Source organism: Streptomyces sp. NPDC001515 (assembly GCF_053597115.1).
The window spans coordinates 112275-126561 of record NZ_JBSFHN010000015.1 but is presented as its reverse complement, the minus strand read 5'-3'; the positions used below and the strand labels follow the sequence as shown (position 1 = coordinate 126561).

The 14287-nt window shown below is 72.9% G+C and carries 10 protein-coding genes; 1 reads left to right on the top strand and 9 read right to left on the bottom strand.

Annotation, left to right across the window (positions count from 1 at the left end):
- Positions 1-14: 14 nt before the first annotated feature.
- Together ACWCXC_RS17865 and ACWCXC_RS17860 are read right to left on the bottom strand one after the other, a co-directional pair.
- A complete protein-coding gene (locus ACWCXC_RS17865) occupies positions 15-188 on the bottom strand; it encodes a hypothetical protein (RefSeq protein ID WP_450680311.1) in 174 nt (57 codons plus the stop codon).
- Between the two features lie 213 nt (positions 189-401).
- Entirely contained in the window at positions 402-2645 is a 2244-nt protein-coding gene (locus ACWCXC_RS17860; RefSeq protein WP_450889720.1) for an MMPL family transporter, read from the bottom strand.
- A 276-nt stretch (positions 2646-2921) separates the two neighbouring features.
- On the opposite strand from ACWCXC_RS17860, the gene ACWCXC_RS17855 reads away from it, so the two are divergent.
- On the top strand, positions 2922-4775 hold the full coding sequence (locus tag ACWCXC_RS17855) for a protein kinase domain-containing protein (protein WP_450889718.1): 1854 nt from the start codon (positions 2922-2924) through the stop codon (positions 4773-4775).
- A gap of 66 nt (positions 4776-4841) precedes the next feature.
- On the opposite strand, the gene gatB is transcribed toward ACWCXC_RS17855, so the two are convergent.
- The 7 genes from gatB to ACWCXC_RS17820 all read right to left on the bottom strand — a co-directional run bounded on the left by gatB (position 4842) and on the right by ACWCXC_RS17820 (position 14247).
- Entirely contained in the window at positions 4842-6350 is a 1509-nt protein-coding gene (gene gatB / locus ACWCXC_RS17850) for an Asp-tRNA(Asn)/Glu-tRNA(Gln) amidotransferase subunit GatB (protein ID WP_450680308.1), read from the bottom strand.
- 15 nt (positions 6351-6365) lie between these two features.
- On the bottom strand, positions 6366-6608 hold the full coding sequence (locus ACWCXC_RS17845; RefSeq protein ID WP_143619552.1) for a hypothetical protein: 243 nt from the start codon (positions 6606-6608) through the stop codon (positions 6366-6368).
- On the bottom strand, positions 6605-8107 hold the full coding sequence (gene gatA, locus ACWCXC_RS17840) for an Asp-tRNA(Asn)/Glu-tRNA(Gln) amidotransferase subunit GatA (RefSeq protein ID WP_450680307.1): 1503 nt from the start codon (positions 8105-8107) through the stop codon (positions 6605-6607). Before gatA ends, ACWCXC_RS17845 begins: the two co-directional genes overlap by 4 nt.
- A 5-nt stretch (positions 8108-8112) precedes the next feature.
- A complete protein-coding gene (gatC, locus tag ACWCXC_RS17835) occupies positions 8113-8409 on the bottom strand; it encodes an Asp-tRNA(Asn)/Glu-tRNA(Gln) amidotransferase subunit GatC (protein ID WP_003966094.1) in 297 nt (98 codons plus the stop codon).
- 154 nt (positions 8410-8563) lie between these two features.
- Positions 8564-10696 carry a putative bifunctional diguanylate cyclase/phosphodiesterase gene (locus ACWCXC_RS17830; RefSeq protein WP_450680306.1) on the bottom strand — a complete coding sequence of 711 codons (2133 nt, stop codon included), beginning with the start codon at positions 10694-10696 and terminating at the stop codon, positions 8564-8566.
- A gap of 288 nt (positions 10697-10984) precedes the next feature.
- Positions 10985-13192: an NAD-dependent DNA ligase LigA gene (gene ligA, locus ACWCXC_RS17825; protein WP_450680305.1), complete on the bottom strand. Its 2208-nt coding sequence runs from the start codon at positions 13190-13192 to the stop codon at positions 10985-10987.
- A gap of 29 nt (positions 13193-13221) precedes the next feature.
- Complete coding sequence (locus ACWCXC_RS17820) at positions 13222-14247, bottom strand: methionine synthase (protein ID WP_450680304.1); 1026 nt, start codon at positions 14245-14247, stop codon at positions 13222-13224.
- Between the last annotated feature and the right edge of the window lie 40 nt (positions 14248-14287).

The following is a 14287-nucleotide window of genomic DNA, read 5'->3' as shown; positions in this document are numbered from 1 at the left end:
GCATCGCGTCCGGCCTACGCGGCGTGCGCGAACCGCTCGCGGTCCGTACTCACCACCCCTTCGTCCTCGTGGCGGGCGGACCGGCGGGCCTTCCGCGCCGCCCGGCGGGCCTCGCGCGCCAGCCGCTCGGTCGCGGCGCGGCGGACCAGTTCGGCGGACATGATCTTGTAGAGCTCCATCTCGAACATGCGTGTCTCCTGAAGACGGGAGTGGTGGTGCGGCGGGTTCCGCCGTGTCACCACTCTCGCGTCCCAGGGGGTCCCGTCACATCGGGCGAGTTCCGCATCCCTGCCGGGCCGGCGCCTTAGGAGGCGGCGGACACCGGCGAGGGCCGGACCCGTCCCGTCCCGGGCATGCCTTAGACGGGGCCGCCCGGTGCCGTACGCGGGCGGGGCGGCGGCTCAGTGGACCGCCCGCCCGACCGGTACGGCCTCCTCGGCCCTCTCCGCCCCGGCGTTCGCGGCGGAACCGGCGGGGGCGGCCGGGCGCGGGATCGCGGCGGTCTCCGGCGGCTCGATGCTGATGCGCGGCAGGCGGCGGTCCAGCCAGCCGGGGAGCCACCAGTTGGCCCCGCCGAGCAGATGCATCAGCGCGGGCACCAGCAGGGTGCGCAGCACGAAGGCGTCCAGGGCGACGGCGGCGGCGAGGGCGATGCCGAACATCGCGATGACCCGGTCGCCGCTGAGCACGAAGGCGAGGAAGACCGAAATCATGATCACCGCGGCCGAGTTGATCACCCGGCTGGTCTCGGCGAGGCCGACCCGGACCGCGCGGCGGTTGTCCCGGCTCTCCAGCCACTCCTCGTACATCCGCCCCACCAGGAAGACCTGGTAGTCCATGGAGAGCCCGAAGAGGACCGACACCATGATCACCGGGAGGAAGGGTTCGATGGGGCCCGCGCTGCCCAGTCCCAGCAGCTCGCTGCCCCAGCCCCACTGGAAGATCGCGACGACGACGCCGAACGAGGAGGCGACCGCCGCCACGTTCATCGCGGCGGCCTTCAGCGGGATGCCGACCGAGCGGAAGGCCACCAGCAGGAGCAGACAGCCGAGTGCGATGACGACGCCGATGAAGAGCGGCAGTTTGCCGACGATGATCCCGGCGAAGTCGTCGTAGCTGGCCGTCACCCCGCCCACGTGGGTGCGCAGCGAGGTGTTGTCGGCGGCCTTCGGCAGCACGTCGGCGCGGAGCCGGTCGACCAGCTCGCTGGTCTGCCGGGACTGCGGGGAGGAGTTGGGGACGACGGTGACGTACGCGGTGTCCCCGCTGGAGTTGTAGGTGACGGGCAGCACCCGGGCGACCCCGTCGGTGGCGCGGAGCGTCGCGGGCAGCGCGTCCATGGCGAGCCGGTCGTCCGCGCCGTCCAGCCGGGCGGCGATGGTCAGCGGGCCGTTCACCCCGGGGCCGAAGCCGTCGGCCAGCAGGTCGTACGCCTGGCGGGTGGTCGAGGACGCCGCGTTGTTGCCCTGGTCGGAGCTGCCGAGGTGGAGCGAGAAGGTGGGCAGGGCGAGGCCCAGCATGAGGAGGGCCGCTAGGCCGCCCAGCAGTCTGGGGCGGCGCTCCACGAAGGCGGACCAGCGGGCGGCGAACCCGGCCGGCGGTTCCGGTCGCGGGCCGTCCTCGGCCAGCCGCCGCCGCTCGCGCCGGCCGAGCGCCCGCATCCCGATCAGGGAGAGCAGCGCGGGCAGCAGGGTGACGGAGGCCGCCACGGTCAGCACCACGGTGAGCGAGGCCGCGACGGCGACGCCGTTGAGGAAGCTCAGCCGCAGGATCAGCATCCCGAGCAGGGCGATGCAGACGGTGGCCCCGGCGAAGACGACGGCCCGCCCGGTCGTGGCGACGGCGTGCTCGGCCGCCTCCGGGACGCTCATCCCGCGCCGCAGCGCCCTGCGGTGCCGGGTGACGATGAAGAGCGCGTAGTCGATGCCGACGCCGAGCCCCACGAGCATGCCCAGCATGGGCGCGAAGTCGGCGACGGTCATCAGATGGCCGAGGAGCACGATGCCCGCGTAGGCGGTGCCGACCGAGACGAGGGCGGTGGCGATGGGCAGCAGGCTCGCGGCGAGCGAGCCGAAGGCGAGGAAGAGCACCACGGCGGCGACGGCCACCCCGACGGCCTCGCTGAGGTGCGCGGCCGGGGCCTCGGTGAGCGCTATGGCGGGGCCGCCCAGCTCGACCCGCAGATGCTCGCTCGCGGCGGCCTTCGCGGTGTCCACGACGGCCCGCGCCTGTCCGGCCGGGATGTCGTCCGCGCCGCGCTCGAAGGTGATCGTGGCGTAGGCGGTGTGCCCGTCGGCGCTGATCTGTCCGGCGCCCGTGTCCGTGTACGGCCCCTCGACCGCGCCGACGCCCGGCAGCCGTTCGATCTCGTGCAGGGTTCTCGTCATCTTCTGGGCGACGTCCGTGGCGCGGACCGTGGAGTCGTCGGTGTGCCAGACGAGGGTGTCCGTGTCCCCGCCTAGGTGGGCGAAGCCGCTCTTCAGCACCTGGGAGGCCTGCCCGGACTCGGTGCCGGGCGCCTCGTAGTCGTTGGTGTAGGCGGAACCGGCGAACCCGGCGGCGGCCGCCGTCCCGCCGAGCGCGAGCAGCCAGACGAGGACGGCGAGGAGGCGGTGCGTGACGCACCAGCGGGCGATGGCAGCCAAGGGACGTGCTCCCTGCGGGTTCGTGGTCCCCGCGGGGGTCCGACAGGACCGTCCGCGTGAGAACGCATGACCTGAGAACCGTCACTCTGACAGCCTTCTGTGATCGTTTGCCCGTTTCGTGGCCTTACTCACAGGGTGTCGGTCCTCCTGCGGGCGTCAGGTGCGCGGCCGTACGGCGGTGGGGGACGGGCCCGGGGCGGGCCCCTGCGGTGCTCCCGGGCGCGGGTGATCCCCGCTATCTTGTGAGCTTGCCAATTACCTTCCCTGGGGGGTCAGTTGAACAGCGCGTCGCACCATATCGGGCCCGATTCGGCACCGGACAGATACCGGCTGCTCAACTCCATCGGCCGCGGCGGCGAGGCCGTCCTGTACCGGGCGGAGATCGAGCTGGACGGCGCGCCGGAGACCGTGGTCGTCAAGGTGCTCGACTCGAAGACCACGATCACCATCGAGCAGTTCCAGCGGCTCAGCACCAAATGGCGCGACCAGGCGGAGCTGCTGCGGTTCGTGAACCGGCCGGGCGTCGTCGGGGTGCGCGAGCACTTCGAGGGGCCGCCGATCCACGGGGCCGGGGACGCGTCCACCGCCGCCGGGCGGGCCCTGGTGCTGGTCATGAACCACGTCGACGGGCTCGATCTGCGGGACTGGCGCGCCGAGCGGACCCTGGCCACACACGCCGAGCGCCGCGAGGTGCTGCGCACCCTCGAACAGCTCGCGGACGTGCTGGACTGGCTGCACTCGGGCCGGGCGACCCCCTCCGGCCGCACCGTCGTCCACGGCGACCTCTCCCCCGGCAACGTCATGGTCGACGCGCACGGCCAGGCCACCCTCGTGGACTTCGGTCTGAGCAAGCTCACCGCCGACCACCAGACGGCGGAGGTCTGGTTCACCCCCGGCTACGCCGCCCCCGAGGTCTTCGAGGGCAAGCGGACGCCGGGCACCGACCGCTACGCCTTCGGCGCGATCGCCTACTTCCTGCTCAGCGGCGAGGCCCCGCCCAGCACCCCCGAGCAGCTGCGGGCCGCGCTGCGCGCCCTCCCCCAGGTGGCCGCCGCGACACCGGAGCGCCGCGACCGCATCCTCTCCGTCTGCGCGGCCGAGCCGGACGGGCGCCCCGAGAGCCTGGCCTCCTGGGTGAAGGACGTGCGCTCCGCCGTCGTCTCCACGACGGTCACGGGCCCCTCGCGGCGCGCGGAGTCCGTACAGGACACGCCTCCGGCCGCCGGGTCCGTGCCGCCGCCCCCGCTCCTGCCGCCGGGGGCGCCCACGCCGCCGCTCGGGGCACCCCCCGCCGGTCCCCCGGTCCAGCCGCCCGCCTTCCCGCCGCCGATCACCGCCTCCGGCGACCCGGGGGTGGCGCCGCCCACGACGGTGAATCCGGGGCCGTCCCCAAAGGAGGCGCCCGCACCGGAGCCGACGGTCCCGACCCCGGCCGCCGTGGCCCCGGCCGCCGCTCCCGCCCCGTCGAAGCCCGCGAAGAAGCGCCGCCCGGTCCTCGTCCCGCTGCTCTCGCTCGCCCTGGCCGCCGCGCTGGCGACGATCGGGGTCCAGGCCCTGCGCGCGGGCGACGACGAGAAGGACGACGGCAAGGGGGCGAAGGCGGCGCCCACGGTGACGGTCACGAAGACGGCGCCGGCCGACGGGTCGGCCGAGGAGCCTGCGAGCGGGTCGACGGCCTCCCCCGACGCCTCGGAGGGCACGACGGCACCGCCCGAGGCGGCCTCGGTGAACACCAAGTCGCTCACCACCATGGACGCGGTCGCCGGCGGCCAGTTCGCCGACCTGGCCGTCGGCAGCGGCACGCTGAACAGCACGTACTACGACACCGCCCTGGTCCCGGACGGCGGTGACCCGGAGTGCAGCGGCTCCGTGGAGTACAACCTGAGCCGCGAGTGGAAGACGCTCACCATGGTCGCCGGGGTCGACGACAACTCGTCGAACAAGGCCGCCCGGGTCACCATCGAGGTCGACGACGAGCCCGGCTTCACCGGTGAGGTGCTGCTCGGCAAGCCGAAGACGATCTCGGTGCCGGTCACCGGCGTCCTGCGGCTGACCATCTCCTACGCCGACCCGGCCGACAACTGCGACATGGGCGATCTGGTCCTCGGCTCCCCGACCCTGAAGAAGTGACGCGCGAGGGGCGGTGCCCCCGGCCCCGGCCGGGCGCACCGCCCCTCGTCACACCTGCCGGCGGCCTCAGCCCTCGACGCCGAGCTTCTCCAGGATCAGCTCGCGCACCCGGGCCGCGTCGGCCTGGCCGCGGGTGGCCTTCATGACCGCGCCGACGAGCGCGCCGGCCGCGGCGACCTTGCCGCCGCGGATCTTGTCCGCGATGGCGGCGTTGCCGGCGATGGCCTCGTCCACGGCGGTGGAGAGCGCACCCTCGTCCGAGACGACCTTCAGACCGCGCTTCTCCACGACGGTGTCGGGGTCGCCCTCGCCCGCGAGGACGCCCTCCAGCACCTGGCGGGCCAGCTTGTCGTTGAGGTCGCCCGCGGCGACGAGCTCGGCCACCCGGGCGACCTGCGCCGGGGTGACGGGCAGTTCGTCCAGACCGCGGCCGGTCTCGTTGGCGTTACGGGCCAGCTCGCCCATCCACCACTTGCGGGCCTGGTCCGACGGGGCGCCCGCCTCGGTCGTGGCGACGATCAGGTCGACGGCGCCCGCGTTGAGGATGGACTGCATGTCGTGCTCGGAGACGCCCCACTCCTCCTTGAGCCGGGCGCGGCGCAGCCGCGGCAGCTCGGGAAGGCCCTGGCGCAGCTCCTCGACCCACTCCCGGGCCGGAGCGACCGGCACCAGGTCGGGCTCGGGGAAGTAGCGGTAGTCCTCGGCGTTGTCCTTGATGCGGCCGGCCGTGGTGGAGCCGTCCTCCTCGTGGAAGTGCCGGGTCTCCTGGACGATCGTGCCGCCCGCGTTCAGCACCGCGGCGTGGCGCTGGATCTCGAAGCGGGCGGCCCGCTCGACGGAACGCAGCGAGTTCACGTTCTTCGTCTCGGAGCGGGTGCCGAAGGTCTCGGTGCCCTTGGGGCGCAGCGACAGGTTGACGTCGCAGCGCATCTGGCCCATCTCCATGCGGGCCTCGGAGACGCCGAGCGCCTTGATGAGCTCGCGCAGCTCGGCCACGTACGCCTTGGCGACCTCGGGGGCGCGCTCGCCCGCTCCCTCGATCGGCTTGGTGACGATCTCGATGAGCGGGATGCCGGCCCGGTTGTAGTCGAGCAGGGAGTGGGACGCGCCGTGGATACGGCCGGTGGCGCCGCCGACGTGCGTCGACTTGCCGGTGTCCTCCTCCATGTGGGCGCGCTCGATCTGCACCCGGAAGATCTCGCCGTCCTCCAGCTGGACGTCCAGATAGCCGTCGAAGGCGATCGGCTCGTCGTACTGGGAGGTCTGGAAGTTCTTCGGCATGTCCGGATAGAAGTAGTTCTTCCGGGCGAACCGGCACCACTCGGCGATCTCGCAGTTCAGCGCGAGACCGATCTTGATCGCGGACTCGACGCCGACGGCGTTGACGACCGGCAGCGCGCCGGGCAGGCCGAGGCAGACCGGGCAGGTCTGCGAGTTGGCGTCCTGCTTCAGCTCGGTGGAGCAGCCGCAGAACATCTTGGTCCTGGTGCCGAGCTCCACATGGACCTCAAGGCCCATGACGGGGTCGTACGTCGCGAGGGCGTCCTCGTACGACTCCAGGTCGATGACAGTCACGGAAAACTTTCCCTCTCAGCCCAGCAGTACGTCGTCGTCGCCGAGACGCTTCAGTTCGCGATAGAGGATCGCGAGCCCGGTCACGATCGCCGCGGCGGACACGGCGGCGTCGATGAGGCGCAGCGTGTCGTTGTCCGAGCGGGCCAGCTTCGCCTGCTTGGCGACGCTCAGCGCACCGAAGGCGGTGGTGCCCATCGACACGTACAGCCCGGTCTTCGACTTCTTGAAGTTCTTGGCCTTCTTGGTCATGGCGCTCATAGCGACGGAGCCTCCTCAAGCAGCGGATGACCCCACTGTTCCACGAAGGCGGCCTCGACGGCGGCTCCGACCTTGTACAGCCGGTCGTCCTTCATCGCCGGGGCGATGATCTGGAGCCCGACGGGCAGGCCGTCCTCGGGGGCCAGGCCGCAGGGGAGCGACATGGCGGCGTTGCCGGCCAGGTTCGTCGGAATGGTGCACAGGTCCGCGAGATACATCGCCATCGGGTCGTCGGCGCGCTCGCCGATCGGGAAGGCGGTGGTCGGCGTGGTCGGCGAGACGATCACGTCGACCTGCTCGAACGCACGCTCGAACTCGCGGGTGATCAGCGTGCGGACCTTCTGCGCGGAGCCGTAGTACGCGTCGTAGTAGCCGGAGCTGAGCGCGTACGTACCGAGGATGATCCGGCGCTTGACCTCGTCGCCGAAGCCGGCCTCGCGGGTGAGCGCGGTGACTTCCTCGGCGGACTTGGTGCCGTCGTCACCGACGCGCAGGCCGTAGCGCATGGCGTCGAACCGGGCCAGGTTCGAGGAGCACTCGGACGGGGCGATCAGGTAGTACGCCGAGAGCGCCAGGTCGAAGGAGGGGCAGTCCAGCTCGACGACCGTGGCGCCGAGGGACTTCAGCAGCTCGACGGACTCGTTGAAGCGCTGGACGACACCGGCCTGGTAGCCCTCGCCGGAGAACTGCTTCACGACGCCGACGCGCAGGCCCGCGACGCTGCCGCTGCGCGCGGCCTCGACGACCGGCGGGACGGGGGCGTCGATGGACGTGGAGTCCATCGGGTCGTGGCCGGCGATGACCTCGTGCAGCAGGGCCGCGTCCAGGACCGTGCGGGCGCAGGGGCCGCCCTGGTCGAGGGAGGAGGAGAACGCCACCATGCCGTAGCGGGAGACCCCGCCGTAGGTGGGCTTCACGCCGACGGTGCCGGTGACGGCGGCGGGCTGGCGGATCGAGCCGCCGGTGTCCGTGCCGATGGCGAGCGGGGCCTCGAAGGAGGCGAGGGCGGCGGAGGAGCCGCCGCCGGAGCCGCCGGGGATGCGGGTGAGGTCCCACGGGTTGCCGGTCGGGCCGTAGGCGCTGTTCTCGGTGGAGGACCCCATGGCGAACTCGTCCATGTTGGTCTTGCCGAGGATGACGACGTCGGCGGCCTTCAGCTTCCGGGTGAGGGTCGCGTCGTACGGCGGGACCCAGCCTTCGAGGATCTTCGAGCCGACCGTGGTCGGCATGTCCTTCGTGGTGAAGATGTCCTTCAGCGCGAGCGGGACGCCTGCCAGCGGGCCGAGCTTCTCGCCCGCGGCGCGCTTGGCGTCGACGGCGCGGGCCTGCGCGAGCGCGCCCTCGCGGTCGACGTGCAGGAAGGCGTGGACCTTCTCGTCGATCGCGTCGATCCGGGCGAGGTGGGCCTCGGTGACCTCGACGGCGGTGAGCTCGCCGGAGGCGATCTTCGCGGCGATCTCGGCCGCGGTGAGCTTGATGATGGTGCTGTGGTCCGTCATGGCTTTCAGTCCTCCCCCAGGATCTGCGGCACCTTGAAACGCTGCTGCTCCTGGGCCGGAGCGCCGGAGAGCGCCTGCGCGGGGGTGAGCGACGGACGGACCTCGTCCGCCCGCATGACGTTGGTCAGCGGCAGCGGGTGGGAGGTCGGCGGTACGTCTTGGTCGGCGACCTCGGAGACGCGGGCGACCGCGCCGATGATGTCGTCGAGCTGACCGGCGAAGTGATCGAGCTCTTCGCCCTTCAGCTCCAGACGCGCCAGCCGGGCGAGGTGGGCGACCTCCTCGCGCGTGATGCCAGGCATGCAGCGATCCTCAGGGTTCGGTGTGTGGTTTTGGCCCAATCCTATGGGGTCGCCGAACTGGGGGATCCCCACCCGGGGAAGTGCTGCCCGCGAAGGGGCCGGCGGCGGTACGGCGGGGCCGGCCGTACCGCCGCCACCTCGCTGCCTGTCCGTCCTACGTCGTCGCGGGCCGTGAGTCGACCGTGCGGCCGGAGGGGTGCTGTTCCGGTTCGGCGGCGGCCGCGGCCGCCAGCTCGGCGGGGCGGCGCCAGCCGTGCTCGCCGCGGGCCCGCAGCCAGGCGGTCATCTCCTGCGGCGGCATCGCGGCGGCCACCAGCCAGCCCTGCACCGCGTCGCAGCGCAGGTCCCGCAGCCGCTCCCAGGTCTCGTCGTCCTCGACGCCCTCCGCGACGACGAGCAGCCCCAGGGAGTGGGCCAGGTCGATCGTGCAGCGGACGATCTCCGCGTCCTCCTGGTCGATGGCGAGCCGGGCGACGAAGGAGCGGTCGATCTTGAGCTCGCTGACCGGCAGCCGCCGCAGGTGGACGAGGGAGGAGTAGCCCGTGCCGAAGTCGTCGAGGGACATCTTCACACCGTGCCCGGTCAGCCCGGCCAGGGTGTCGGCGGCCCGCTGCGGGTCCTCCAGCAGCACGTGCTCCGTTATCTCCAGCTGGAGCGCGCCCGCCGGGACGCCGTGCCGGGCCAGCCGGGCGGCGACGCCTCCGGCGAAGCCGGGGGTGTGCACGTCGCGCGGGGAGACGTTCACCGCGACGGGGACGAACAGGCCCTGGGCCCGCCAGCGGGCGACCTGGGCGAGCGCGGTCTCCAGGACGTACTCGGTGAGGTGCGGCATCAGCCCGGACGATTCGGCGATGGCGATGAACTCGTCCGGGGGGACCCGGCCGCGCTCCGGGTGCACCCAGCGCACCAGCGCCTCCAGGCCGGCCACCTGGCCGTCGAAGCGCACCTTGGGCTGGTAGTGCAGCTCGACCTCGCCGGCGTCCAGCGCGCGCCGCAGATCGCCGAGGAGTCCGAGCCGGTCCGGGGTGTTGCTGTCCCGCTTGGACTCGTAGACCTCCACGCCCGTGCGGTCCCGTTTGGCCTGGTACATCGCCACGTCGGCGCGGCGCAGCAGCCCTTCGGCGTCCAGCGCGTGCTCGGGGTAGACGGCGACGCCGGCACTGGCCTCCAGGACGAGGGTGAGCCCGTCGAGGTCCAGCGGGGAGGAGAGTTCCGCGGCGAGATGGCGGGCGACGCGCTGGGCGCTGGTGGTGGAGTCGGTGGTGGGGAGCAGGACGGCGAACTCGTCGCCGCCGAGCCGGGCGGCCTCCGCGCCGCGCGGCAGGGCCAGCCGGATCCGTTCCGCTATCTGCAGGAGCAGCCGGTCGCCGGCGAGATGGCCGAGGGTGTCGTTGACCGCGCGGAAGCGGTCGAGGTCGATGAGGACGAGCCCGGCGCGGCTGCCGGTGCTCTCCGCCTCCTCCAGCGCCGTCCAGGTGCGTTCCAGCAGCCACTGGCGGTTGGGCAGCCCGGTCAGCGGGTCGCGCAACTGCTCCTCGGCGCGGGCGCGGGCGATCCAGAGCGTGGAGTCGAGGGCGATCAGCGGCACCGCGAAGAGCGGCAGCAGAACGGGCCGGGCCATCGCGACGACGCAGATCAGCGGGGCGATGCCGAGCAGGGCGACGGCGATCAGGCCCTGGCGCAGCAGCGCGGTGCGGGCCGCGGTCGGCAGTCCGCCGGCCTGCGGTGTCCGCGCGTACCACAGCAGGACCCGGGTGACGAGCAGATAGGTGGAGGCCGCGAGGAGCAGTTCCGGTACGGCGGCGATGCCCCAGTCGAGTGGCTGCCAGGGGGTCTCGACGGTCTGCACCTCGCCGAAGGCGGCCAGCACCAGGGCCGCCGCCCCCACGCCGAGGATGTCCACCGCCCCGTGCAGCAGCCCCTGCCACCAGCGGTGCCGGCGGGCCACGCCGACGAGCACGACGACGACCAGGCTGACCAGCCCGGCGGGCACCCAGCCGTAGAGCAGGAGCACGGCCAGGGTGAGGGCGGCGCCGGAGCCGGTGCCGCCCCACCAGCGGTCGCGGCCGAGGGCGACGAGGTGGCCGACGACGATGCCGGTGAGGACGGCGAGCGACCAGCCCGCCGTGCCGTCGGGGAAGAGGGCGTGGCCCTCGCTGACGGCCCGGTAGAAGCCGGTGGCCAGCTGGACGGTGGCGAGGGCCACGACGGCGAGGCCCACCCCGGGGGTGAGGCCGGCGAAACCTTGCAGCCGTGACACCGGTGCGGCGTTCTCGGTCGGTTTCATTCCGTCCCTCTCACAGCCGGCGGTGCCGATGTCACCCGATGGTTCCGTTCCGTGCCAGCGCGCTCGGTCCGGCGCCGGCCCGAGACCCGGGCCCGTCCGGGGCGCACCAGTCCACAGTAGGCCGCCGGGGGCGTCCGCGGGCAGCGGTCCGACGCTCTTGCCCAAATGCGAACCGACCGCCGCTGAGCATCTGCTATGCGCTGATCGGGTGAATCCGACGGTGCGTCACAGAGCACTCACGCTCCGGCGCGTCCGGGGCCGGCACCCCGGGCGGGCCGCCGAAAGGCGCTACCCCTCCTCGGCGGGGACGGCGGCCTCGCGCGCGGCCTCCGGTCCCTGGTCGAGCAGCACCCCGAAGCCGTCCTCGTCGAGCACGGGGACCTTCAGCTGCATCGCCTTGTCGTACTTGGAGCCGGGGTTGTCCCCGACGACGACGAAGGAGGTCTTCTTGGAGACGGAGCCGGTGACCTTCGCGCCGCGGCTCTGCAGCGCCTCTTTCGCGCCATCCCTGGTGTGTCCGGCGAGGGTGCCGGTGACGACGACGGTGAGTCCTTCCAGGGGCCTGGGCCCCTCGTCCTCGCCGCCCTCGTCCTCCATGCGGACGCCGGCCTCGCGCCACTTGCGGAGGATCTCGCGGTGCCAGTCCTCGGCGAACCACTGTTTGACGGAGGCGGCGATGACCGGGCCCACTCCGTCGGCGTCGGCCAGCTCCTGTTCGGTGGCCTCGTCGATCCGGTCGACGGAGCGGAACTGGCGGGCCAGCTCCCGGGCGGCGACGGGTCCGACGTGGCGGATGGAGAGCCCGTTGAGGATCCGGGCCAGCGGGGCCCGCTTGGCGGCGGCGATGGCCTCCAGCATGGCGACGGCGTTCTTCTTCGGTTCGCCCTGCTGGTTGGCGAAGACCCGGGCGATCTTCTCCTCGCCGGTCTTCGGGTCCCGCTTGGGCAGTCCGCTGTCGGGGTCCAGGACGTAGGCGCGGATGGGCAGCAGCTGCTCGACGGTCAGCCCGAAGAGGTCGCCCTCGTCGCGCAGCGGCGGTTCGGCGGGCTCCAGGGGCTGGGTGAGCGCGGCGGCGGCGACATAGCCGAAGTGGTCGATGTCGAGGCAGGCACGGCCGGCGAGATAGGCGATCCGCTCCCGCAACTGGGCGGGGCAGGAGCGGGCGTTGGGGCAGCGGACGTCGATGTCCGCCTCCTTCATGGGCCGCAGCTCCGTGCCGCACTCGGGGCAGTGGGTGGGCATGACGAAGGCCCGTTCGGTGCCGTCGCGCAGATCGACGACCGGTCCGAGGATCTCCGGGATGACGTCCCCGGCCTTGCGGAGCACCACGGTGTCCCCGATCAGGACGCCCTTGGCCTTCACCACGTTCTGGTTGTGCAGGGTGGCGAACTCGACCTCGGATCCGGCGACTTCGACCGGCTCGACCTGGGCGTACGGGGTGACGCGGCCGGTGCGGCCGACGCCGACGCGGATGTTGACGAGCCGGGTGTTGACCTCCTCCGGGGCGTACTTCCACGCGATGGCCCAGCGCGGGGCGCGGGAGGTGGAGCCGAGCCGGCCCTGGAGCGGGATCTCGTCGAGCTTGACGACGACGCCGTCGATCTCGTGCTCCACGGAGTGCCGGTGCTCGCCGTAGTAGGCGATGAACGCGCGGACCTCTTCCAGCGAGTCCACCACCTTGTTGTACTTGGCGGTGGGCAGGCCCCATTCGCGCAGCAGGTCGTAGGCGTGCGAGAGGCAGTCGATGTCGAGGCCCTCGCGGGCGCCGATGCCGTGGACCACCATGTGGAGCGGGCGGCCCGCGGTGACCTTGGGGTCCTTCTGGCGCAGCGAGCCGGCCGCCGCGTTGCGCGGATTGGCGAAGGGCTTGTCGTCGGCCTCGACCAGCCGGGCGTTCAGCCCCTCGAACGCCTCCATCGGGAAGAAGACCTCGCCCCGGATCTCGACGAGGGCGGGGACCCGGTCGCCCGTGAGCCGGTGCGGGATGTCCGCGATGGTCCGGACGTTGGGCGTGATGTCCTCGCCGGTGCGGCCGTCGCCCCGGGTGGCCGCCCGGGTCAGCAGCCCGTTCTCGTACGTGAGGTTGACGGCGAGGCCGTCGACCTTCAGCTCGCAGAGGTAGTGGTAGTCCGTGGTGCCGGCGTCGCGGGCGATGCGCTCGCCCCAGGCGGCCAGCTCCTCGTCGTCGAAGGCGTTGTCCAGGGAGAGCATCCGCTCGCGGTGCTCGACGGAGGTGAACTCCGTGCGGTAGGGCCCGGCGACCTTCTGGGTCGGCGAGTCGGGGGTCCGCAGCTGCGGGTGCGCCTCCTCCAGGTCCTGCAGTTCGCGCATCAGCCGGTCGAACTCGGCGTCGCTGACGACCGGCTGGTCGTTCACGTAATACCGGAACCGGTGTTCCTCCACCTGCTCGGCGAGCAGGTCGTGCCGCTCCCGCGCCTCCGCGGGCACGGGCACGTCCTGTCCGCCCGGCAGGGGCGTCTGCTGTTCGCCGGCCATCGTCCCGTCCTCCGTTACCCGATGCCCCGTTACTCAGGGTTGTCCGCAAGCGATTTCGCGGCCCGGACGCAGTGGGCGAGCGCGGCGCGGGCGTACCCGGGCGAGGCGCCCGCGAGTCCGCACGCCGGGGTGATCGTCAGGGACTCGGTGAGAGTCCCCGGATTCAGCCCCAGCCTGCGCCACAGCGTCCTGACACCCATGACGCTACCGCCCGGGTCCGACAATCCGCCCGAGGCCGGGTCGGTGCCGGGCACGACCCCGAGGAAGAGCCGGGTGCCGCCCTCGACGGCCTCCCCGACCGCCTCCTCCTCACGCTCGGTGAGAAGGGAGAAGTCGAGGGAGATCCCGTCGGCTCCGGCCCGGCGCAGCAGGGCGAAGGGGACCTCGGGGGCGCAGGTGTGGACGACGGTGGCGGCGTCGCCGGCCGCGGCGAGCACGTCGCGCAGGGTGCCCTCGACGATCTGGCGGTCGACGGCGCGGTAGGTGCGGTAGCCGCTCGCGGTCCGGACCCGGCCGCGCAGGACGGCGGTGAGGGAGGGTTCGTCGAGCTGGAGGACGGGGCGGGCGCCCGGGACCCGGCGGCGCAGTTCGGCGAGGTGGCCGGTGAGTCCTTCGGCGAGGGAGGCCGCCAGGTCGCGGCAGGCGCCGGGGTCGCCGAGGACGGCCTCGCCGCCGCGCCGTTCCAGCGCGGCGGCGAGCGTCCACGGCCCCACGGCCTGCACCTTGAGCGGGCCCTCGTAGCCCTGGGTGAACTCCTCCAGCGCGTCGAGGTCCTCGCCCAGCCAGGAGCGGGCGCGGCGGGTGTCGCGGCCGGGGCGGTCGCTGATCCGCCAGCCGCTCGGCTCGACGTGTCCGTACATCTCCACGAGCAGGCCGATGCTCCGGCCGATCATGTCGGCGCCGGGGCCGCGCGCCGGGAGTTCCGCCAGATGGGGCAGGCCCTGCCCGTCGTCGAAGGAGCCGGTGACGGTCTTGGCCGCCTCCCGGGCGTCGCCGCCGGGCATGGATCCGATTCCGGTGGCCGGGCACCCGCTGAACTTGTTCGTCTCGCTCACGCGGGAAGCCTACGGCGGGCGGCGGCGCGCCACGTCGGCG